The 19,616-nt window shown below is 42.6% G+C and carries 20 protein-coding genes and 5 tRNA genes; 3 read left to right on the top strand and 22 right to left on the bottom strand.

Annotated elements, in window-relative coordinates:
• Positions 1-40: 40 nt before the first annotated feature.
• The 11 genes from QT716_RS08275 to QT716_RS08225 all read right to left on the bottom strand — a co-directional run bounded on the left by QT716_RS08275 (position 41) and on the right by QT716_RS08225 (position 7,845).
• Positions 41-1,411 carry a CdaR family protein gene (locus QT716_RS08275; RefSeq protein ID WP_317935578.1) on the bottom strand — a complete coding sequence of 457 codons (1,371 nt, stop codon included), beginning with the start codon at positions 1,409-1,411 and terminating at the stop codon, positions 41-43.
• On the bottom strand, positions 1,404-2,243 hold the full coding sequence (gene cdaA, locus QT716_RS08270; protein WP_398292870.1) for a diadenylate cyclase CdaA: 840 nt from the start codon (positions 2,241-2,243) through the stop codon (positions 1,404-1,406). The genes QT716_RS08275 and cdaA overlap by 8 nt, the downstream gene beginning before the upstream one ends.
• 147 nt (positions 2,244-2,390) lie before the next feature.
• Positions 2,391-3,032 carry a zf-HC2 domain-containing protein gene (locus QT716_RS08265; protein ID WP_317935576.1) on the bottom strand — a complete coding sequence of 214 codons (642 nt, stop codon included), beginning with the start codon at positions 3,030-3,032 and terminating at the stop codon, positions 2,391-2,393.
• A gap of 11 nt (positions 3,033-3,043) precedes the next feature.
• The gene (gene sigW, locus QT716_RS08260; protein ID WP_317935575.1) at positions 3,044-3,607 is read right to left on the bottom strand and encodes an RNA polymerase sigma factor SigW; all 564 of its coding nucleotides are present in this window, start codon (positions 3,605-3,607) and stop codon (positions 3,044-3,046) included.
• Between the two features lie 203 nt (positions 3,608-3,810).
• On the bottom strand, positions 3,811-4,719 hold the full coding sequence (gene rocF / locus QT716_RS08255; RefSeq protein WP_317935574.1) for an arginase: 909 nt from the start codon (positions 4,717-4,719) through the stop codon (positions 3,811-3,813).
• A 97-nt stretch (positions 4,720-4,816) separates the two neighbouring features.
• Complete coding sequence (locus tag QT716_RS08250; protein ID WP_317935573.1) at positions 4,817-6,910, bottom strand: EAL domain-containing protein; 2,094 nt, start codon at positions 6,908-6,910, stop codon at positions 4,817-4,819.
• Positions 6,911-7,257: 347 nt separating this feature from the next.
• A tRNA-Gln gene (locus tag QT716_RS08245) sits at positions 7,258-7,332 on the bottom strand.
• A gap of 80 nt (positions 7,333-7,412) precedes the next feature.
• Positions 7,413-7,497 (bottom strand) — tRNA-Tyr (locus tag QT716_RS08240).
• A gap of 65 nt (positions 7,498-7,562) precedes the next feature.
• A tRNA-Glu gene (locus QT716_RS08235) sits at positions 7,563-7,637 on the bottom strand.
• 43 nt (positions 7,638-7,680) lie between these two features.
• Positions 7,681-7,756: transfer RNA gene (locus QT716_RS08230), tRNA-Thr, on the bottom strand.
• Between the two features lie 14 nt (positions 7,757-7,770).
• Positions 7,771-7,845, bottom strand: a tRNA-Asn gene (locus QT716_RS08225).
• 180 nt (positions 7,846-8,025) lie between these two features.
• On the opposite strand from QT716_RS08225, the gene QT716_RS08220 reads away from it, so the two are divergent.
• Complete coding sequence (locus tag QT716_RS08220; RefSeq protein ID WP_317935572.1) at positions 8,026-8,688, top strand: hypothetical protein; 663 nt, start codon at positions 8,026-8,028, stop codon at positions 8,686-8,688.
• Positions 8,689-8,735: 47 nt separating this feature from the next.
• On the opposite strand, the gene QT716_RS08215 is transcribed toward QT716_RS08220, so the two are convergent.
• Entirely contained in the window at positions 8,736-9,413 is a 678-nt protein-coding gene (locus tag QT716_RS08215) for a KinB-signaling pathway activation protein (RefSeq protein ID WP_317935571.1), read from the bottom strand.
• 139 nt (positions 9,414-9,552) lie between these two features.
• Between QT716_RS08215 and gerD the strand changes: the two genes are divergently transcribed.
• Positions 9,553-10,152 carry a spore germination lipoprotein GerD gene (gene gerD, locus QT716_RS08210; protein ID WP_317935570.1) on the top strand — a complete coding sequence of 200 codons (600 nt, stop codon included), beginning with the start codon at positions 9,553-9,555 and terminating at the stop codon, positions 10,150-10,152.
• A gap of 16 nt (positions 10,153-10,168) precedes the next feature.
• Here gerD and QT716_RS08205 read toward each other — a convergent pair whose 3' ends face one another.
• The 4 genes from QT716_RS08205 to QT716_RS08190 form a co-directional block, all read right to left on the bottom strand.
• Complete coding sequence (locus QT716_RS08205) at positions 10,169-11,224, bottom strand: Mrp/NBP35 family ATP-binding protein (protein ID WP_398292958.1); 1,056 nt, start codon at positions 11,222-11,224, stop codon at positions 10,169-10,171.
• A gap of 83 nt (positions 11,225-11,307) precedes the next feature.
• A complete protein-coding gene (locus QT716_RS08200; RefSeq protein ID WP_317935568.1) occupies positions 11,308-12,021 on the bottom strand; it encodes an N-acetylmuramoyl-L-alanine amidase in 714 nt (237 codons plus the stop codon).
• A gap of 101 nt (positions 12,022-12,122) precedes the next feature.
• Entirely contained in the window at positions 12,123-12,419 is a 297-nt protein-coding gene (locus QT716_RS08195; protein ID WP_317935567.1) for a rhodanese-like domain-containing protein, read from the bottom strand.
• A 65-nt stretch (positions 12,420-12,484) separates the two neighbouring features.
• Positions 12,485-13,318, bottom strand: a complete 834-nt coding sequence (locus QT716_RS08190) for a mechanosensitive ion channel family protein (RefSeq protein ID WP_317935566.1) — start codon at positions 13,316-13,318, stop codon at positions 12,485-12,487.
• A gap of 230 nt (positions 13,319-13,548) precedes the next feature.
• Between QT716_RS08190 and hpaB the strand changes: the two genes are divergently transcribed.
• Positions 13,549-15,012 (top strand): 4-hydroxyphenylacetate 3-monooxygenase, oxygenase component, encoded by a 1,464-nt coding sequence (hpaB, locus tag QT716_RS08185; protein WP_317935565.1) that lies wholly within the window; start codon positions 13,549-13,551, stop codon positions 15,010-15,012.
• Positions 15,013-15,081: 69 nt separating this feature from the next.
• Here the strand turns inward: hpaB and rpsI are convergent, their stop codons facing one another.
• The 6 genes from rpsI to QT716_RS08155 form a co-directional block, all read right to left on the bottom strand.
• Positions 15,082-15,474 carry a 30S ribosomal protein S9 gene (gene rpsI, locus QT716_RS08180; protein ID WP_317935564.1) on the bottom strand — a complete coding sequence of 131 codons (393 nt, stop codon included), beginning with the start codon at positions 15,472-15,474 and terminating at the stop codon, positions 15,082-15,084.
• 19 nt (positions 15,475-15,493) lie between these two features.
• Entirely contained in the window at positions 15,494-15,931 is a 438-nt protein-coding gene (gene rplM / locus QT716_RS08175; RefSeq protein ID WP_317935563.1) for a 50S ribosomal protein L13, read from the bottom strand.
• A gap of 168 nt (positions 15,932-16,099) precedes the next feature.
• Positions 16,100-16,846 carry a tRNA pseudouridine(38-40) synthase TruA gene (truA, locus tag QT716_RS08170; RefSeq protein WP_317935562.1) on the bottom strand — a complete coding sequence of 249 codons (747 nt, stop codon included), beginning with the start codon at positions 16,844-16,846 and terminating at the stop codon, positions 16,100-16,102.
• Positions 16,847-16,856: 10 nt separating this feature from the next.
• Positions 16,857-17,654, bottom strand: coding sequence for an energy-coupling factor transporter transmembrane component T family protein (locus tag QT716_RS08165; RefSeq protein WP_317935561.1), 798 nt, complete (start codon positions 17,652-17,654; stop codon positions 16,857-16,859).
• Complete coding sequence (locus QT716_RS08160) at positions 17,651-18,523, bottom strand: energy-coupling factor ABC transporter ATP-binding protein (RefSeq protein WP_317935560.1); 873 nt, start codon at positions 18,521-18,523, stop codon at positions 17,651-17,653. Before QT716_RS08160 ends, QT716_RS08165 begins: the two co-directional genes overlap by 4 nt.
• A complete protein-coding gene (locus QT716_RS08155; RefSeq protein WP_317935559.1) occupies positions 18,499-19,344 on the bottom strand; it encodes an energy-coupling factor ABC transporter ATP-binding protein in 846 nt (281 codons plus the stop codon). The genes QT716_RS08160 and QT716_RS08155 overlap by 25 nt, the downstream gene beginning before the upstream one ends.
• Between the last annotated feature and the right edge of the window lie 272 nt (positions 19,345-19,616).

The following is a 19,616-nucleotide window of genomic DNA, read 5'->3' as shown; positions in this document are numbered from 1 at the left end:
TTCATTCTCCCTTTCGATCCTATCCATTCTTCATTCACTGTCACGCTTGTTCTACCATTACCGTAACATCTTTAAAATTGAGTTCGTATTGGATTCCAGGAGGCACCTTCACGAAAATCGGAAGTATGTGATCTCCTGGCTCCTTTATCGCACTGCCTTCAGCATAAATCGCAATATCTGATTCAGTCAGCGCATCAATCGTTTCCCTTTCACCTGAAACTGTTAGCTCAGCTAACCCATTTGCAGGCTTAATTACTTTTCCGTTATATTGTTTGTCTAATCCTTGTAATCCAATTTCTAGAGTGGAGAATTTACGTGTTTTTTTTGGTACGTCAGACGTATTCTCACTATTCTGCTCATCAGATGAAGGTTCTTCAAATGCTACTTCTGAGTCTGTCGATTCATCATCCGAGGATGCACTGGCTTCGTCATCTGAGTTTTCCTCATCTGATTTATCTTTTTTCGCATCCGGAGAAACTGTCACATCGACATTGACATTCACTTTGTCAGGTGAAGTTTTCGAAATCCCTTTTGGTTTCACTATCTCAATAGATTGTTTTCCATTGCCGGATATATCGCTAACGTCCACTTCTACAGTCAACTGCTGGATTTCATCAACTGCTTTACGTGTACCGTAGACCGTCACTGTACGTTCGTCGGAAGTTAAAGAGTTGACCGTAATTCCTGCTTTTGGTTTACCTTTAGGTTTCACTACAAGCGGCACATCTTTATGATACGCTTCTACTTCCACTTTGACAGTTACTTCTTCCGGTTCAATATCAACATTTAACTTATTCAACTCTCGATCCAGCACCCTCACTCGACCTTTTTGCTCAAATGATTTGTTAATGCCCTCTTCTCCGCTGACAGAGACTTTCACAAAGTTAATGGCGTCGATTATACTCTTGCCGCCAGTGACTTCAATGGTTGACGGTTCAACTTCCATTCTTACTAATTCAAAATCATCCGCGATAAGCTGGTCATTCAATTCAGGGTCGACCTTGAAAGATTTGGTGATTTTTTCTTCAATGTTCACTTCGATAGTTGCAGGATCTAATTGGACATCGATCTTATCTGAAATATTTTCAGATTGAATTTGAACTGTATGACTGCCCATCGGCATTGTTCGCAAATCTACTTTTAACGCAAAGTCCTTTAAAAGTTTAGTTCTTTGTACTAAATTAGAAGGTCCCTTGATTTTCATATTGACAGTTTCCGGTACACCGGTCACAACGTAATTTTCGTTGTCATAGTACACTTCTATTGGGACATCCTGAATAATTTCCATTGAATCGCCTACGTTAGCAAGTGAGGATTTGTCTTGTTCTGCACGTACTGAAAAAAATAGAAATAGCGCAAGTGCTAATGCTGTCAGCCGTAAAAACCAAGGACTGTCCATGAATTTATCCATCTTTTCGCTTCCCCCATTTCCAAATGGAGTTTACAGCACTTACTGCTGTAGTGTCCCCGAACCAGGCAATTCGAACAATTCGTTCGAACTCTTCCATCGTGACATTGCGATTAATGTCTCCATCGATTGTGACACTAACTGCCCCGGTTTCTTCAGAAACAATAATTGTGAAAGCATCTGTAACTTCACTAATTCCCAGTGCAGCCCTGTGACGCGTTCCCAATTCCTTTGAGATGAACGGGCTTTCCGAAAGTGGTAAGTAACAGGCCGCTGCTGCAATTTTGTTTTTCTGAACAATTACGGCACCATCGTGCAATGGTGTATTGGGGATAAAGATATTAATGATCAATTCAGAAGATATGTCTGAATTCATCGCGATACCCGTCTCAATATATTCACTTAATCCGGTCTCTTTCTCAACCGTTATAAGTGCACCAATTCGCCGTTTCGCCATATAACTGACAGACTTCGTAAACGCATTGATCAAACGATCCCGCTCTTCTTCTTCTTGCATTTGTGTCCTTGCGAATAAGCGGCCACGTCCAAGCTGTTCAAGTGCCCGGCGTAGTTCGGGCTGGAAGATAATGATAATCGCCAAGAAACCCCAAGTCAGAACTTGCTCAACCATCCATTTTAAGGTGTCCAGTCCTAGAAGTTCAGTTAGAATCCTGACAATGAGTATTACAAAGATCCCTTTTAATAGCTGAACTGCTTTTGTTCCCTTAATAATGGTGATTAGTTTGTATACCACAAACCAAACGAGAAGCACATCCAAAATGGCCTTCAAGACTTCAACAGCATTCATATTTGTAAATATTCCCCAATCCGGCATGCGCTTCCCCTACCTTTACAGACAAATTCTAATTTACTTTCAAGTATAACATAGTGCACTATTTTCATGCTGAGACTTAGACGGTACAAAAGTATTTGAAGTTCCCACAACCAACTAAAAAGCGATTGGCATGAATGCCCGTCGCTTTCAATCTGTATCTTGTTTCTCAGTTTTGTCCGGCGTTAGATTTTTGAAAGTCGATTTCATCTTGTACCAGAGCCAGTCAAAGATTTCATCAATTTCTTCAATATTCCCAGTAACGACTGCTGTTGAAGCCATGTACTTTTCGCCTTTAATCACCGTCACATTGCCATCAACCTGACCTTCAATACGCAAATCACCATTTTTCACAACAAGATCTCCCTTAATCACTTCACCTTTAGGCACCACTACGGTGTCACCTTCAATAATAAGATTAGGCTGCATCGTTACTGAAAATTGCTCATTTGTATTGTAACTTGAAAATAGTGCTGCGCTCATTAGAATGAGAAACAATGCTGCTGCAGATAACATCGGATGTTTACGCAGCCAGCGGTTCACTCCGCCTGTCTTTTTTTGCTTCGGATGATGCGGCAATTTAGCCATTACACCTTCTGCAAATCCAACGGGTGCCTCTATAGGTTCTGCGAGTTCAAGAAACGCAATAGCCTCGCTCAATTCTTCAAATAACTCGCGGCATTCACCACAACTATCCAGGTGTTCTTTTAATACTCGCTCCTGTTCCGGATTACTTTCTCCATCCAGGTATTCATGCATATACTGGACAACATCATCAGAACATTTAGTCATCCTTACCCCTCCTACATTGTACCCATCTGTTTTCGTAAAGCATCTCGCCCGCGGTGAACACGTGTTTTCACTGTGCCTAGCGGTATATCCAATATGTCTGCAATTTCTTGGAGCGGCAATTCTTCCATGTACCTGAGTGCTATGACAGCCCGGTACTTTTCAGGCAGCCGGCCGACTTCGTACTGCACACGCTCTTGCGTCTCCATCCGTTGGACTTCCTCTTCAGGAAGATCATCAGCGGCGGCAATTTGTGAGTACATATCAAGTCCATCCGTACCGGGAACTTGCGCATCGAGTGAATAATCCGGTTTCTTTTTCCGAATCCTATCGATGCAGAGATTCGTCGCTATCCTAAAAATCCATGTAGAAAACTTACGCTTTTGGTCAAATGTACTTAAATTGGTGTACGCTCTCACAAAAGCTTCTTGCGCAATGTCCTGCGCTTCTTCTTTACTACCGAGCATTCGGTAACAGACATGATACAAACGGTGCTGAAACAGCAGTACAATTTCCTCAAAGGAATCTCGATTCCCTGCTAACACTTCATTTATTCGTTTATTGATCAATTCATCCAAAGACTCTCATCCTCCGCTTCTGCTGCGGCTGTCCCTTCTATACGAATGAAGGGGTCTACAGGTTTCATTAAATATAAATTCATTTTACCAAATTCCCGAAGTAAATTCTTGGATTTATGAAATTCCTGTAAAAAAGAGGCCAGCATTTGACATGCCAGCCCCTTTTTTAACCTATTTAAGATACATGTTGTCGTTATCGCTTCTTACAAAAGTGTTTCGCCAAATAATGATCCGATCAATCCAACGGCAACATCAGCAGTCGCGTTCTTGTCGTCCAATATCGGATTCACTTCTACAAACTCAGCAGATGTGACTAAACCGGAGTCCTGCAGCATCTCCATCGCCAAATGACTCTCGCGATAGCTAATGCCACCCGGAACTGGGGTCCCAACACCTGGAGTATACAGCGGATCCAATCCATCTAAATCTAGAGAAAGATGCAGCCCGTCAATGTTTCTTGAAGTTAAATAGTCCATTGCCTGCTTCATGACGGACGTCATACCGTCACGGTCAATCTCATGCATTGTGAAAACTTTAATTCCTAATTCTCTTATTAATGCGCGTTCTCCTGGGTCCACCGAGCGCGCGCCAATGATTACTATGTTTTCAGGTTTAACTTTTTGACCTGCTTTATAGATACTTACAAGACGGTCGTGTCCTAATCCAAGACTGACTGCAAGCGGCATACCGTGAATATTTCCTGAGGGTGATGTTTCTTCTGTGTTCATATCTGCATGTGCATCATACCAAATGACACCTAAGTTATCATATTTCTCGGAAAGACCCGCGAGTGTACCAATGGCCATGCTATGGTCTCCGCCAAAGACTAACGGGAATTGACCTGTTTTCGTTAAGTCCGCCACACGTTCTGCAAGTTCAGTACAAGCATTCGTCACTTCATCTAAGTTTTTCAACCCATCATTGTCTTGTCCAACACGTTCTCCAGTTGGTACAGCAATATCGCCTGTATCCGTTACTTGATGACCAATAGCCTCAAGACGAGCTACTGCCCCAGCGTAACGAATTGCACTCGGTCCCATATCTACACCTCTGCGGCTTTGTCCGTAATCAAGCGGAACTCCTACTAACGAAATATTTAATTGGTTTTTCATATCTGTATTCCCCCTGACACTTTCATTATCTGACTTTTCCATTGTATCTGCTTAATTCTTTTGGCTCAACCAGACATTTTCGCGAATAATTATTCAGTTAATTGGAAGTGAATTCCACAAGAAATTCTGATACTTTGTCAGCAGAAAGCGGACGGCTATAATAATATCCTTGACCTTCCCTGCATCCGATTTGTTTTACTATCCGAGCCTGTTCAGCAGTTTCAATCCCTTCAGCAATTACATTCATCCCAGCTGTGTCAGCCATCGTGACAATCGCTTTAATAATCGCCCGGCTATTTTCACTTGTTTCAATATCACGCACGAATGACATATCTATCTTTAACGTTTCAGCCGGGAACTCTTTAATATAACTAAACGAACTAAACCCTGTACCAAAATCATCAATGGAAACCAAAAAACCCAATTCCTGCAATTGTCTTAAAGCAGATCCCATTTCCAGGCGATCAGCAAATGCACTTTCAGTCACTTCCAGTTCAATAATTTGCGGGTCAATCTCCATTGTCTCCACTAATGAACGTATATAAGGGAGCAAATCTGGACTTTCCAATTGCACAGCAGATAAGTTAACAGCAATCGTTAAAGGCTTCTGGTTATCTTTTTGCAGTTGTTGCGCCTTTAGAAATGCTTCTTTTAAAATCCATTCCCCTAGAGGAATGATAATTTTGGTTTCCTCTGATAATGAAATGAATTTATCGGGCGGAATTCGGCCCAAGTCAGGGTGCTGCCATCTAACTAGAGCTTCAAAACCAACTACACTTCCTTCCCTCAAATTCACTTTTGGTTGATACTCAAGTATAAAATGTTGCTCTTTAACACTTTTGCGCAGTTCGTTTTCAAGGATAATCCGATCCAACGATTTTGAATACATATCAGGGACAAAAATAGCGCTCCCTGACCCGCCTTGTTTTTTTACAAACTGCATCGCTTGTTCAGTGGTTGTAATCCATCCTGGAACTTCAGTGGCATGTATAGGATATACAGACAATCCACAACTGACGGAAGGGTTATAGGGTTGTCCAGCTACTTCAAATGGTAATTCAATCATTTGTTGCAAACCTTTAGTCCATTCCAATAATTCATCAGCAGACCTTTCACTTGTCATCACAAACGCAAACTCATCTCCTGCGGTTCTCCCGCATAATGCTCCTTTAAGCTGCACACTCAGTCGTTCTGCAATCTTTTTAAGAATTTCATCACCACGATCATGACCGAACGTTTCATTCGCATATCTTAATTTATCAATATTGAGGTGTACAAGTCCGAGCAACATTCCTGTCTCTTTAGCACGTTCTACTTCATTAAATAATTCTTTTAAGAAGGACCGTCTGTTCAGCAGTCCCGTCAGCTGATCAATGGAAGACAAATCTAATATGAGTTGTTCCCGCTCTTTGGCCTCGGTGTTATCTTGCATTACCAAGACATTGTATCCGGAAAATTCACCCGCTGTTGTAATCCGCGATAAACTTCCACTCATTTGAAGAACTTGACTGCCACGTACTTTCAACCTGAATTCGAGTACTGACCCTCTAGAACACTTTTGATCTGAACGCTGAAGAGCTTCCATTATCAACACACGATCCTCTTCTGGAATCGCCTCCATCAAATTAGGGTTTGTTCCGCCAATCAGTCTTTCTATCGATGGAGACTGATAGTGAATTTTTCCATCGATGTCTAGAACGCCAATGAAGTCATCTGCATTTTCCGTCAGCAGCTCATACAATTCTAATTGTTTTCGTAAAGCTGATTCGATTTTTTTCTTTTCAGTAATGTCATGACGAATAGAAATATACTGATAAGGTATTCCGTGTTCATTTAAGAAAGGAACAATTGTCGTATTTACCCAGTAAATAGAGCCATCCTTTGCACGATTGCAAATTTCCCCGCGCCATATTTCTCCTGTACCGATAGTTCTCCACATCTCTTTAAAGAACGCAGAAGAATGAAAACCAGAGTTTACAATTCGTTGATTGGCTCCGATTAATTCGCTTTGAGGATATTGTGAAAGTTTTGTAAAAAACTCATTTGCATAGATTATAGTTCCCACCCTGTCTGTTACTGCCACAATTGCAGAACTATCAAGGGCATAAACAATGTCATTTAACACATCCGTCAGATTTCTTTGCTGCTGCAAGTTAACTAAGTTATGTATCATGTCCTCATGATTGGGCATGGAGCACCTCTTTCATCTTAAATCCAATCGTAGCTTCATCGTTCTTCATTAAGTTAAAACAATATAAAAAACCCTTTCCGTTAAACAGAGAAGGATTGTAGAAGTTCTATTTATAGTATCGGCTCATGTACATGATTTTCAATGCATAGAGTCATTTTAATCTGCGAATGTTTTAATCAATTAACAGCACTGTCTGCGGTATTTCTTGCGAATTTTTTAAAACAAAGTTTGCATGCATAGTTCTTCGATCTGGGATTGGTCTTATATTGGTTTACTTTTCTCGCCTTGTATTGCTCCAAATACTTTACGGTATTTCTCGCAAAATTTTCAAACAAAGTTTGAAAATTTGGCTGGGGTAGCTGGATTCGAACCAACGAGTGACGGAGTCAAAGTCCGTTGCCTTACCGCTTGGCTATACCCCAATAATTAAAAAAATCGGCTCATCTCTGCGCCGGGATCTTACTGTTATTATAACCACTAGTAGAAGAATTATACATAAAAATGGTGGTGGGGGACGGATTCGAACCGCCGAACCCGGAGGGAGCGGATTTACAGTCCGCCGCGTTTAGCCACTTCGCTACCCCACCATAGGTTTTATAGGATAAGCGTGCATGGCGACACCGCTTATCTGTTATGTACTTTGGAACAAACATGGTGACCCCTACGGGATTCGAACCCGTGTTACCGCCGTGAAAGGGCGGTGTCTTAACCGCTTGACCAAGGGGCCATACAATTGCTAAACTGTCGCCTATTGTTCAGCATGAATGTGCTGGAGCTTCCAACCGGATTCGAACCGGTGACCTCTTCCTTACCATGGAAGCACTCTACCTACTGAGCTATGGAAGCATAGGCATGGAAAATGGCTCCGCAGGTAGGACTCGAACCTACGACCGATCGGTTAACAGCCGATTGCTCTACCACTGAGCTACTGCGGAATAATGAAATTTAGCTTTCGTCGGACAACCGAAATTATACCATACCTTCAGAGGAAAGCAAGAAGTTTTCTATGATGATTTCAATCACCCGTTGACGACTTTTACATAATAGCACGAGGTACGCATAATGGTCAAGCCCTCGTCATAAAGTACTGTATGTCCATTCGAAAGGAGCTTTTTGTGCTAAAAAAGATTATATGGTTTGCCGTTCTATGCACACTTTTGTTCTTGTTGTTACCTACTTCTCTCTCAGCTCCGAAGATTCTCAATGTCTTTAAACTGACAGACGAACCCGATGTAATTGTACGAGGCACTTCTGGTTCAGCATTAACAGTAGATATTTCGTTTGGTGATTCCGCACTGGAAAATTGGATTGCAAAGATGGAAGCCCCCTATCCGCTATTATTTGTTGATATCGGATGGGCAAAACGTTTCCCCGATTCGATTGAACACATACAAAAAAAGAATATCCCAGTCGCCCTGCTTGGTGAAAAAGGTGTTGTTTATGAAGACAATCCAGCACTTATTGATAAACACTTAAAAGAGTTTCAACTCATATTCAATAATAAGCCTCTATGGTTCCGTACACGTGACGAAGTATTCCCTAAAGTTCTGCAAGAAACACTTTGGAAACAAGAAGTAAACACTCTAGGGTCGACAGTACGATGGAAGGGAGGGAAATTACCATCAGTCATTAAGGGTGAAATTCTATCCGTTGCATTGGAACGTAAAGGGCAGGCAAAACTCGAGGATATAGATCGCCTAATAGAAAGTCGCGAGTTCCATTCAGTAGAAGATGTCTTATTTGCAACCAATGCAAAAACAAAAAAGATACCAGAATAACAAAAGACACACAACTTTGGCAATTGAACCTAGTTGTGTGTCTTTTGTTATTTTACGTTCGCAGTTTTTTGTTTTCTACGCTGCTCTTTACGCGCATCTAACTTTTCCTTATCCTCATCAGACTTCCGGTTGTACTTTGGAAGAACTAAAAGTTGATAAGCATTCACTGAGATGAGCGGGAATAGCATAATAGTTACCCAAGTATCGACTTCTCCCTTGCGCACCATTAACGCAGGCAGCCACTCCAGGGTAGTTATCACGATCATGAAAAACAATGCAGAAATTAAAATATGCTTTTTTGTCCACTTTGCCTTAAACCACGCGGTAACTGCAGCAGTACCTACTAATATCGCGAGCAGTACCATATAAAGAACGGTCCGTGAAGTGTCTCCCGAAGTTAAACGGAATCTGAAAAAGACAAGGTCAAAGAGTACCACAACGATCAATAATAGTTGTATCCAATTCCACAAAGTTAATGTTCTAAATAGGTTAACTCCGAATTGATGAATTGTTAAATATGCGAAAAATCCCATTTGGGCGATTACACTCATCGTAAATCCTAAGAATATCATCCATAGCATTGCGCCGATAAATTGAAAATATTCTCCTGTTGATAAGTAAGAGTAGAAAAATTCCCAACGTACAATCAATCCGACAAGACCTGTAATTCCACCGCCTAGAAGCAGGGCGTGGAAGAAGAATTTACTCCAATTTCGTATAGTCACAGCAACGTTCCTCCGTTTTTTTTACTCGTTCTAGTGTAACAGTGATTTGCATAAAAATCTATTTCATTTCACTGTCTGTGCATAATCCGCGGGAAGTTGTGAACAATAATTGAAAAGCCAGTGGAGGGATTTCAAATCCATGAAAAAACTAATTATATTTCTGCTCCCTGCCCTATTGGTTCTATCCGCATGCAGCAACGCGTCAAGTACCGCCCCTTCTTACGATGAAACGAAAAAGATGATGACCGATGCTATCCAAACGGAGGAAGGAAAAAAAGCCATACGGCAGCTTCTCTCTGAAGAAGAATTCCGGAAACACCTTGTACTTGAACAGCCCGAAGTAACTGCCGCCATCGAGTCCACGCTGTTGTCAAAAGAAGGAGAAGACTTTTGGAAAGAAACGTTCGACGATCCGAAATTTCAAAAGACCATTGCCACTAGCATGAAAAAACAACAGCAAGACATTATGAAAGCCCTCATGAACGATGCCTCGTTTCAAAAAGAACTTGAAGAATTCTTCGGAACTCCAGACATGCAAAAGCAATTGGAGAACATCCTGCATTCCGGATCTTTAAAAAAGGAGTTCCAAAAAGCAATTGAGGAAACAATTAGCAGCCCCTTACTTCAAGCAAAGTGGCAAGAACTGATTTTAAAAGCAGGGGAAGTCAAACCTGTTGAGAAGAAAGACGATAAGAAGAAAAAAGAAGAAGACAAACAAGAAAGCGGAGGGGGACAATAACCCACTCCGCTTTTTGTTATTTATTGATTTTATCAATCACATTTTGCGCAATTTCCAGATACGTCTTTCCAATTGGATGATCTTCTGCATACACAGAAGGAGCAAAATCCTCTTCATCCCAATCAGGTTGACCTAATGGAATTTGACCAAGTAATTCTGTACGAAGTTCTTCAGCAAGCCGTTTTCCTCCGCCAGAACCGAATACATACTCTTTTTCACCTGTTACTTTAGATTCGAACCATGACATGTTTTCAATTACACCAAGCAGCGCATGATCTGTCTGCAGTGCCATCGCGCCTGCACGTGCTGCAACGAAAGCCGCTGTCGGGTGAGGAGTTGTGACAACAATTTCTTTAGAAGCAGGGATCATTTGATGGATATCTAACGCAACATCCCCTGTGCCTGGAGGTAAGTCAAGAATCATGTAATCAAGGTCACCCCACTCGACATCTCTAAAGAACTGATCGAGCACTTTACCAAGCATCGGTCCGCGCCATACGACTGGTGCATTATCTTCGACGAAAAAGCCCATCGAGATCACTTTAACACCTTTACGTTCTACAGGAATAATCCGATCTCCGCGAATTACCGGGGATTCCGTAACTCCCATCATATCGGGAACACTAAAGCCATAAATATCTGAGTCGATCAGACCTACCTTTTTCCCAAGACGAGCCAGACCCACTGCCAAGTTAACTGAAACTGTAGATTTCCCTACGCCGCCTTTACCAGACGCAATGGAAATGAAAGTGACATCATTAATAGGAGATAGTAAGTCCTGTGCTTCAGCAGCAGTCGCAGTGCCGCGGAACTTCTCTAAAGTCTCCTGTGGTAATTCTTCAAATCGAATGCCGACTGAATCAGCACCCGCAGCTTTCAAGACTTCCACAACCTTTGTTTGAAGCGTCATTTGCTCAGCTGTATTCACTTTAGCAATCGCTAATTTCACACTCACATGCGCTTTTTCGGGCTTGATGGTAACCCCAACGATTCCCTCTGTTTCAGCCAATGTTTTATGTAAAAATGGATCGCTCATGCCGCCAAGTAATTCTCGTACTGTTTCTTCATTCATCACAACGGAACACTCCTTAGAGGTTTAGTACATTCACCCCCAAGTATAGCACAGTCTCTCTTCGTAGTAAGGCGATGCGCTTATCACTTTTGGTCCATGAGCTGATGCGTCACAACGCCTTCAACAATCGCGTCCGCTACCTTTTTACGATATTTAGGATCCCCTAGTAACTTGTGCTCCTCCGGATTGGATATGAAGCCAGTTTCAACGATAACTGATGGCACTTGGATATTTTTTAAGAGGTAAACTCCTTTAATCTTCATCGCTTCCCTATCTGTGTTCTTAAGATGCTCCTTAAACGCGCCTTGAATCGATTTAGCAAGGGCTTCTCCGCCTTCATGACCCTCTGGATGATAAAACACTTGAGCGCCTCGCCACTGCGTCTCAGGGATCGCATTTACGTGCACACTTAAAAACAAGTCCGGTTCTTCCGTCTCCGCAAGCTTCACGCGCATTTTCAAATCTTCGAATTTACGTTCCCGCATAGATGAAAACTCTTTGTCTGGTGCATGCTCAGCAATGGCATCTCCTGATTTTGTCCGCGTCATGACAACCGTTGCACCTTTTTGTTTTAACTTCTTTTCCACTTCTTTAGTAATAGCAAGTGTGACATCACTTTCAATCAGCTCTGCTGTTGAAGCCCCTCCGTCTTCACCGCCATGTCCTGCGTCAAGCAGCACTTTGACACCTGCGAGCTCTGCTGGCATGAAAAACGCTCGATCCGAAGCATTCACTCCGTACCACACAACACTTAAAGAACATAATAATAGCAATCCAATAATCATCACGCGCTTCATATGACACCGCCTTTTTCATCCACTATACGTAAAAGATGACGGCAATATGACCAAGCGTAAAAAGACGCCTTCCGCAAATGGAAGACGTCGTGTCCGTTCTGTTATTCGATTGGACCCTGCCAGCTAAGCATACCGCCAGTCATATTGGTCACATCATACCCCTCTTCTTCTAGGAACTCGGCTGCACGGCCACTGCGGCCTCCAGAGCGACAAATGAGCGTATACGGCTTTGTTTTGTCAAGCTCATCTAGACGGGCAGGAATTTCTCCAAGCGGAATGTGAATCGCGCCAATGACTTTACCAGTTGCAATTTCATCTGCTTCTCGAACGTCGACCATATTTATATGTTGACCCTCATCCAGTTGTTTTTCTAATTCACTCGCTGTAATTTCTTTCATAATGTAACGCCTCCTGTACAATCGACATAGGTATCATATACGTCTTATTGAATTGCGTCCATGCTTTAGCCTATTTGTGGCTGTTCCTGAATCACTTGATAATTTAAAGGCAATTCAATATTGGCTGCATCAAATGCCGTCTTAATGGCTTTAAGAAGATCGCGTTCACATTCCCACTGTAATCCATTTTCAACTTGTCCAATTACACGAAGTATGACGTCCGTTCTATCGATACTTTGGACACCAATGGCATTCGGACCATCTTTAAATCGTTCATCTGATTGAAAGACTTCACACACTCTTTCTAAGACACTGATGGCTTGGTCCACATCATTGGAATAACTAATACCAATATCGACCAAAGCACGCATATTCCCTCGAGTATGATTCGCTACATTTTCAATAATTCGATTCGGTAGGTAATTCAGCGTACCGTCAAATGCGCGAACTTTGGTAGTTCTAAGACCGATTTCTTCTACAATACCATCTATACCTGCCACTGTGACGTAGTCATCTACTTCCATCTGTTGCTCCAGTAATATGAAGAACCCAGTTACAACATCACTGACAAGTCCCTGGGCACCAAACCCGATAGCCAAACCTAGTACACCTGCACCCGCGATTAGCGGACCGATGTTCACGCCAAATATCGATAACATCGTTCCGATAAAGATGAATATCATCATATATGAAAAAATATTCAATAGAAGCTTATCCAGCGTTTTAATACGACCCGGTTTTGTTTTTCTAGTAAGTGACATTTTATTTATGGTTGCGCTGATCATTTTCTTCCCTAAAGGAACAGCAATAGAAAACGCAACAATTAAAATTGCCAACTTAATAACTTTTCCTAGTAAAAGTTCAAAATTAATAGGGATATCCACTCCAAATAATTCCATGACACAGCAGAACCTCACTTTCATTCCATTACATTGCAATAGCATAACGCATATGAAATCATACTTTCAAGCAATCCGATGCTCAATTAAGAAGTCAGTGAATTGCATATAGCAGGCGGTTCAAAGGGCTAGCAAATCAGTGTCCTTTTTCCATTTAACTTCATTTGGTGTAATCATATTTATCACTTTACTAATACACTAGAAAAACTAACCAAAACAGGAGGATTACCGTGGGAGCAATTAACGGGAAGGATTTCCTTAACCGAATTGGCAGACTAACACCGGAGATTTGGCTGAATGGAGAAGCTATAGAAACCCCAATTACCGAACATGCCGCCTTTCGTGGTCTATTAACTACCAAAGCCGCATTATATGATTATCAGCTGTCTCCCGATCATCTGATGAACATGACATACAATTCCCCTTTAACCGACGAAAGGGTGGGACTATCTTTTTTACAGCCTATTTCTAAGGAAGATCTTCAAGGACGCCGGCAGATGATTGAACAATGGGCGAGACAAACATGTGGCCTTATGGGCAGGAGTCCCGATTATTTGAATACTGTACTTATGAGTTTTGCGAGTTCTTCATCTTACTTAAACGAAAAAGAAAATTGCTTTCCTGAGCATGTCCAATCTCTGTACGAAAGGGCAAGAGAACAGGATTTAACATTCACCCATACCTTCATCGCCCCACAAGTAAATCGGTCATCCTTCTATTTTGAATCCGCAGATGAACCTATTTCCGCCAAAATCGTAGGGACATCTGACGAAGGCCTCATCATAAAAGGAGCAAAGTTGCTGGCGACGCAAGGCGGTCTAACAGACGAGGTGCTTGTTTTCAGCACCCCCACCTTATTTTCAGATCCAAACGAGTCCTTCGCTTTTGCGATTCCTTCTGATACAAAAGGGTTGCGTTTCATCTGCAGGGAATCATTTGCAAAAAACGAAGCCACTTTCAATTATCCGCTAAGCTCACGATTTGAAGAGATGGATTCGATTGTGGTATTCGACCATGTAATCGTTCCGTGGGAGCGTGTGTTTTTTTACCGAAATACTGAAGTTGCTTCCAACTTTTTTTCAGTCAGCTCCTTTCATCCGTTTGCCATCCACCAAGTTATTACACGGCAAGTCGTTAAAACCGAATTTGTCTTAAGTGTTGCTAAGCAGTTAGTCAATACCATTAACGTGGGTGAATACCAACACATCCAAGGAAAATTGGCGGAAATTATAGTAGGACTAGAAACTATGAAAGCACTGCTCGATAAATCCGAACAGGATGCCTCACTGGACAAATGGGGATACATGCGGCCCAGTATAATCCCTCTTCAAGTTGCGAGCAACATCTTCCCTGCAATCTATCCACGTTTTTCGGAAATCATTCAACTTATTGGCGCAAGCGGGATGATTACACTCCCAACAAAAAATGATTTCCTTTCCGAAATCGGCGACGATTTGAATCATTATTTGCAAGCTGCAACTACATCAGCTGAAGACAGAGTGAAAATTTTCCGTCTTGCTTGGGACCTAACGATGAGTCCATTTGGAACGAGACAAACACAATATGAGCGATTCTTTTTTGGCGATCCAATCCGATTGGCAAATTCGTTAAGTAAATCGTATTGTACTGAAGGCGGCACTAAAATGATCGAACAGATTTTAGCACTGAAGGTAGAGGGGACAGGTGATTGCTGAAAGAGGAGGAGCTATGAAACACAAAAACAGCCCATCCCCGATTGGGAATGGACTGTTTGAATTTGAAAATTAGCGCTTCGAGAACTGTGGTGCACGACGTGCGCCGCGAAGACCTGGCTTCTTACGCTCTTTCATACGTGGGTCACGTGTAAGTAGACCCGCAGCTTTTAAAGCTGGACGGAAATCAGGATCTACAGTCAACAATGCACGAGCTACGCCGTGACGGATTGCGCCTGCTTGACCTGTGTATCCTCCGCCATTTACGTTAACGTGAATGTCATAGCTACCAAGTGTATCAGTTGTTACAAGTGGTTGCTTAATGATTTCGCGAAGTGTTTCGAATGGTACGTAATCTTCTGCATCACGTTTGTTGATGATGATTTTACCTTCACCAGGAACTAAACGTACACGAGCTGTTGAACTTTTACGTCGGCCAGTGCCGATATATTGTACTTGTGCCAAAAGTGTTTCCTCCTCTTAATTACCCGCGAAGCTCGAACGCTTCAGGTTTTTGTGCTGCATGAGTGTGCTCTGGTCCTGCGAATACGTGAAGCTTTTTAGCTGTTTGACGACCAAGTGGACCTTTTGGAAGCATTCCTTTGATCGCCAATTCTAGCATTTTCGTAGGGTAGTTCGTGCGCATTTCAAGCGCTGTACGAGTTTTAAGGCTACCAGTGTAACCTGAGTGACGGTGATATTTCTTGTCTTTCAATTTGTTTCCTGTCAATTGGATCTTTTCGGCATTGATGATGATCACGTGGTCACCTGTATCAACGTTTGGTGTGAATGACGGTTTATGTTTACCGCGAAGTAATGTAGCGACTTCTGAAGCAAGACGTCCAAGCGTTTGGCCTTCAGCGTCGACAACGAGCCATTTCCGCTCTACTTCGTGGCCTTTAGCCATGAATGTTGTACGCATAGTTTCATATCCTCCTAAATGAATATCAGTCTGTTCCGTTTTCTCTATCCCTAAACACAAATAAACTTTCGGGGCTTTTTGTGGGGTTATTGAAATACCAAAGATTATCTTACCTGTTCTCGTCTGTAAAGTCAAGAGATTTTGTTATAAACACCTGGAAAAGTTGTTTTACTGATCGTAAGTCACGCTCATCAAGTACAAGCCGTGTGCTGGAGCCGTTTTGCCAGCTCTTTTTCGATCACGGGCTTGGAGAATCTCAGTAACGTCGCGCGGCTCATCCCAACCGATTCCAACGGCATATAAAACACCGGCAATTGTACGAACCATATTATATAAAAAGCCATCGCCTTCAATCGTAAGTACAAGCTCATGACCTTCTTCATTGATTTCAAGGGAACGAATCGTCCGTACCTTGGACGATGTTGCTGTTTTTGCCGAACAGAAACTCGTAAAGTCATGTGTACCAAGCAGCCGCACTGCCCCTTCTTTCATCCGTTCAATATCCGGATTCCACTTTCCTAAGTGAACCGAATAGTTACGTTCAAACGGACTGTGTATCGGTTTTCTTGACCAGCGATATTGATACGTCTTCCCTTTTGCAGAATACCGTGCGTGAAATTCATCACTAACCTGCTTTGCGGTTAGAATCCGTATGTCCTTAGGCAATAGTACATTTAGTGCTGTCACCCAGCTCTCCTCAGTTATGCTAAGCGGTGTGTCAAAGTGAATGACTTGTCCAAAAGCATGCACTCCTGCGTCAGTACGACCGCTTGCAACACTATGGATCGTATCGTCTTTATGCATTTTCCGCAGTGCTTTGTCGATGTCCGACTGAACAGTACGCATATTCGGCTGAGACTGGTAACCGGAAAAGTTAGTCCCATCATAGGCAACCGTAGCTTTTATCCGCATCATGCGCGCCTCCTTATCCTCTAAAATAGAGCATGACGCCTGAGAGTATACCCAATACGACGAGTACTAAGGTATCATTCATCTGCCATTGCAATTTACGAAAACGTGTCCTGCCTTCCCCTCCGCGATAGCCGCGTACTTCCATGGCAACCGCAAGATCCTCTGCACGTTTAAAGGCGCTGACGAATAATGGGACAAGTAAGGGAATGACCGCTTTTACACGTTGTTGAATACTCCCGGAACTAATATCTGATCCGCGTGCAAGCTGAGCTTTCAAGATCTTGTCAGTTTCATCCATTAATGTAGGTATAAATCGAAGGGCGATTGACATCATCATGGCGAGTTCATGGACAGGGAGCTTTAACTTTTTCAATGGATTGAGAAGTGTCTCCACACCATCAGTGATTGAAATTGGTGAAGTTGTCAGTGTCAGAACTGTTGTCATTAAGACTAAGATTAAGAACCGCAAGGAAATATAAATACCTTGTCGTAATCCTTCTTCATAAATCGTGATGAACTTCCAGTTGAACAGTACCACTCCTTCACGTGTGAGAAACAAGTGCATAAAGAGTGTAAATACAACCAGAAACAAAATCGGCTTTAATCCGCCTAATAAAAATCCAAATCGGATTTTTGAAATAACAATAACGAAAACTGTAAAACCAAGCAGTATTGCATAAGTGATGGTGTTATTCGCCAAAAAGACTGCGAATATAAATAGAAATATGAAAACAAGCTTAGATCGAGGGTCAAGTCGATGCGTCACGGAATCTCCAGGTAAGAATCGCCCGAAAATCATCTTCTCCATCATGAGTTATCACCTGACTCTCTAGCAAGTTCAGCAATCATCTCAGCCAGCTGCTCTTCAGTCAAAGCTGCATATGGCAGTTCGCGTCCAACCAAACGTTCGAAATCTCGTTGGAATCTAACGGTCCTGGGCAATTCGAGGCGATATCTTGCAAGTTCTTCAGCATTTGTTAACACACTCTCAGGAGAACCCGAAAGAACGGCGTGCCCCTCATGCATGACAATCACGTGCTCTGCATATCGTGCAGCGTCTTCCATACTATGAGTTACTAAAATAGTGGTAAGTCCCTCTTCACGATGAAAACGATCAAAAAGGTCCATAATTTCTCGTCGGCCTTGCGGGTCAAGCCCAGCTGTCGGTTCATCGAGTATTAAAACGGATGGTTTGAAAGCTAACACCCCCGCAATTGCGACACGTCGCATTTGACCACCTGAAAGCTCAAAGGGTGATTTGTCCGCAACATCTGCCGGCAATCCGAGCATTTCAATGAGTTCATGTGCACGGGCTCTCGCTTCCTCTGCCGGTATTCCAAAGTTGAGAGGACCGAACATAATATCCTTCTCTACAGTTTCTTCAAATAGTTGGTGTTCAGGAAATTGAAAAACGATCCCCACATTTCTGCGTACATCCCGTAGTGCCTTGCCTTTGGTCTCAGAAGTAATCAGTGTGTCACCAATGCGTACAGTCCCATCTGTCGGCTTCAGTAAGCCATTTAAATGTAATAGCAAGGTAGACTTTCCTGATCCTGTATGACCAATCACCGCTGTATAAGAACCGGATGGGATTTCAGCTTCTATATTGTGAAGCGCTTTTTTCTCGAATGGCGTGTTCGGGGCATATGCAAAACTTACTCGCTGAAATGAGATGTCCATAACTCATTCACCAACTCTCTTTCTGACATATAATCCCCGATCAACGGCAGACCTGCACTCCGCAATAATTGAGAGAGCCGAAGTGCGAATGGTAAATCGAGTCCGTGTTCTTGCAATTTTGTTCCTTGTTCAAAGATTGAAGTTGGTGTTCCTGTAGCGGCGACACTTCCGTTATTCATGACGAAAACACGATCAGCGAGAAGTACCTCTTCCAGGTCGTGTGTAATAGAAATGACTGTAAGTCCTGTTGTCTGTCGTAGTGAGGTAATCAGTTCGATCACTTCACTGCGTCCTTGAGGATCTAACATAGAGGTAGCCTCATCTAGAATTAAGATTCTAGGATTCATAGCAAGTGCCCCGGCAATTGCCACTCGCTGCTTTTGGCCGCCTGATAAATGATGAGGTTCGTGACTTCCATAGTCGGCCATGCCAACATCTGAAAGAGCTTCACTTACCCTTCTCTGCATTTCATCATAGGGAATTCCGTTATTCTCCAATGCAAATGCAACGTCGTCTTGCACAGTGGCCCCGACAAACTGATTGTCCGGATTTTGGAATACAACACCAAGTTTTGAACGGATTTCCCACAGGGTTTCATCCGTCAGCTGCTCCAGAAAGACATTTACTACTCCTTCAGACGGAAAAAGCAGTCCGATCATTAACTTCGCAAGTGTCGATTTACCTGAACCATTATGACCGACAATCGAAATCCACTCCCCGTCATGAACGGTTAGCGAAACGTTTTGAACAGCTTGCACAAAAACATTTTCATCCGTCTCATAAGCGAACGATACTCCATCCAAAGACAATACTTCGCGCATTTACAAACACCTCTTTTCTTCTAACTGAACATATGTATGTATAAAAAAATCATTTACGTATCAAGAGTTTTTATAAATAAAAAAAGCGCGCATCTCATCCGAAGAATGCGCAGCAAAATGTTTCGATGCCGGGTGCTCAAGCCGTCATCGCGGATGAGATGCGTAGAGCTAGACCGAGCAGAGAATCCCTGTCGATCGTAACACTCAGCTTTTCATATTGTCGTATAAATCATTATGTGGAAAGAGGGTGTGGCTGTCGCCAGTCACACCCT

It is taken from the genome of Sporosarcina aquimarina (assembly GCF_033253705.1).
GTDB lineage: Bacteria > Bacillota > Bacilli > Bacillales_A > Planococcaceae > Sporosarcina > Sporosarcina aquimarina.
This window is presented reverse-complemented; position numbering and strand designations above follow the sequence as displayed.

Bases quoted from the DNA above. Each gene is read 5' to 3' on its own strand.
- QT716_RS08155 (WP_317935559.1), bottom strand. From the start codon at position 19,344: ATGCGCGAAGTATTGTCTTTGGATGGAGTATCGTTCGCTTATGAGACG.
- QT716_RS08190 (WP_317935566.1), bottom strand. From the start codon at position 13,318: ATGGAATTATTTGGAGTGGATATCCCTATTAATTTTGAACTTTTACTA.
- rocF (WP_317935574.1), bottom strand. From the start codon at position 4,719: ATGAAAAACCAATTAAATATTTCGTTAGTAGGAGTTCCGCTTGATTAC.
- QT716_RS08265 (WP_317935576.1), bottom strand. From the start codon at position 3,032: ATGACTAAATGTTCTGATGATGTTGTCCAGTATATGCATGAATACCTG.
- QT716_RS08195 (WP_317935567.1), bottom strand. From the start codon at position 12,419: ATGAAAGAAATTACAGCGAGTGAATTAGAAAAACAACTGGATGAGGGT.
- rplM (WP_317935563.1), bottom strand. From the start codon at position 15,931: ATGCGTACAACATTCATGGCTAAAGGCCACGAAGTAGAGCGGAAATGG.
- QT716_RS08250 (WP_317935573.1), bottom strand. From the start codon at position 6,910: ATGCCCAATCATGAGGACATGATACATAACTTAGTTAACTTGCAGCAG.
- gerD (WP_317935570.1), top strand. From the start codon at position 9,553: ATGAAAAAACTAATTATATTTCTGCTCCCTGCCCTATTGGTTCTATCC.
- cdaA (WP_398292870.1), bottom strand. From the start codon at position 2,243: ATGCCGGATTGGGGAATATTTACAAATATGAATGCTGTTGAAGTCTTG.
- QT716_RS08165 (WP_317935561.1), bottom strand. From the start codon at position 17,654: ATGATGGAGAAGATGATTTTCGGGCGATTCTTACCTGGAGATTCCGTG.
- QT716_RS08275 (WP_317935578.1), bottom strand. From the start codon at position 1,411: ATGGATAAATTCATGGACAGTCCTTGGTTTTTACGGCTGACAGCATTA.
- truA (WP_317935562.1), bottom strand. From the start codon at position 16,846: ATGATGCGGATAAAAGCTACGGTTGCCTATGATGGGACTAACTTTTCC.
- QT716_RS08200 (WP_317935568.1), bottom strand. From the start codon at position 12,021: ATGAAGCGCGTGATGATTATTGGATTGCTATTATTATGTTCTTTAAGT.
- QT716_RS08205 (WP_398292958.1), bottom strand. From the start codon at position 11,224: ATGAATGAAGAAACAGTACGAGAATTACTTGGCGGCATGAGCGATCCA.
- QT716_RS08160 (WP_317935560.1), bottom strand. From the start codon at position 18,523: ATGGACATCTCATTTCAGCGAGTAAGTTTTGCATATGCCCCGAACACG.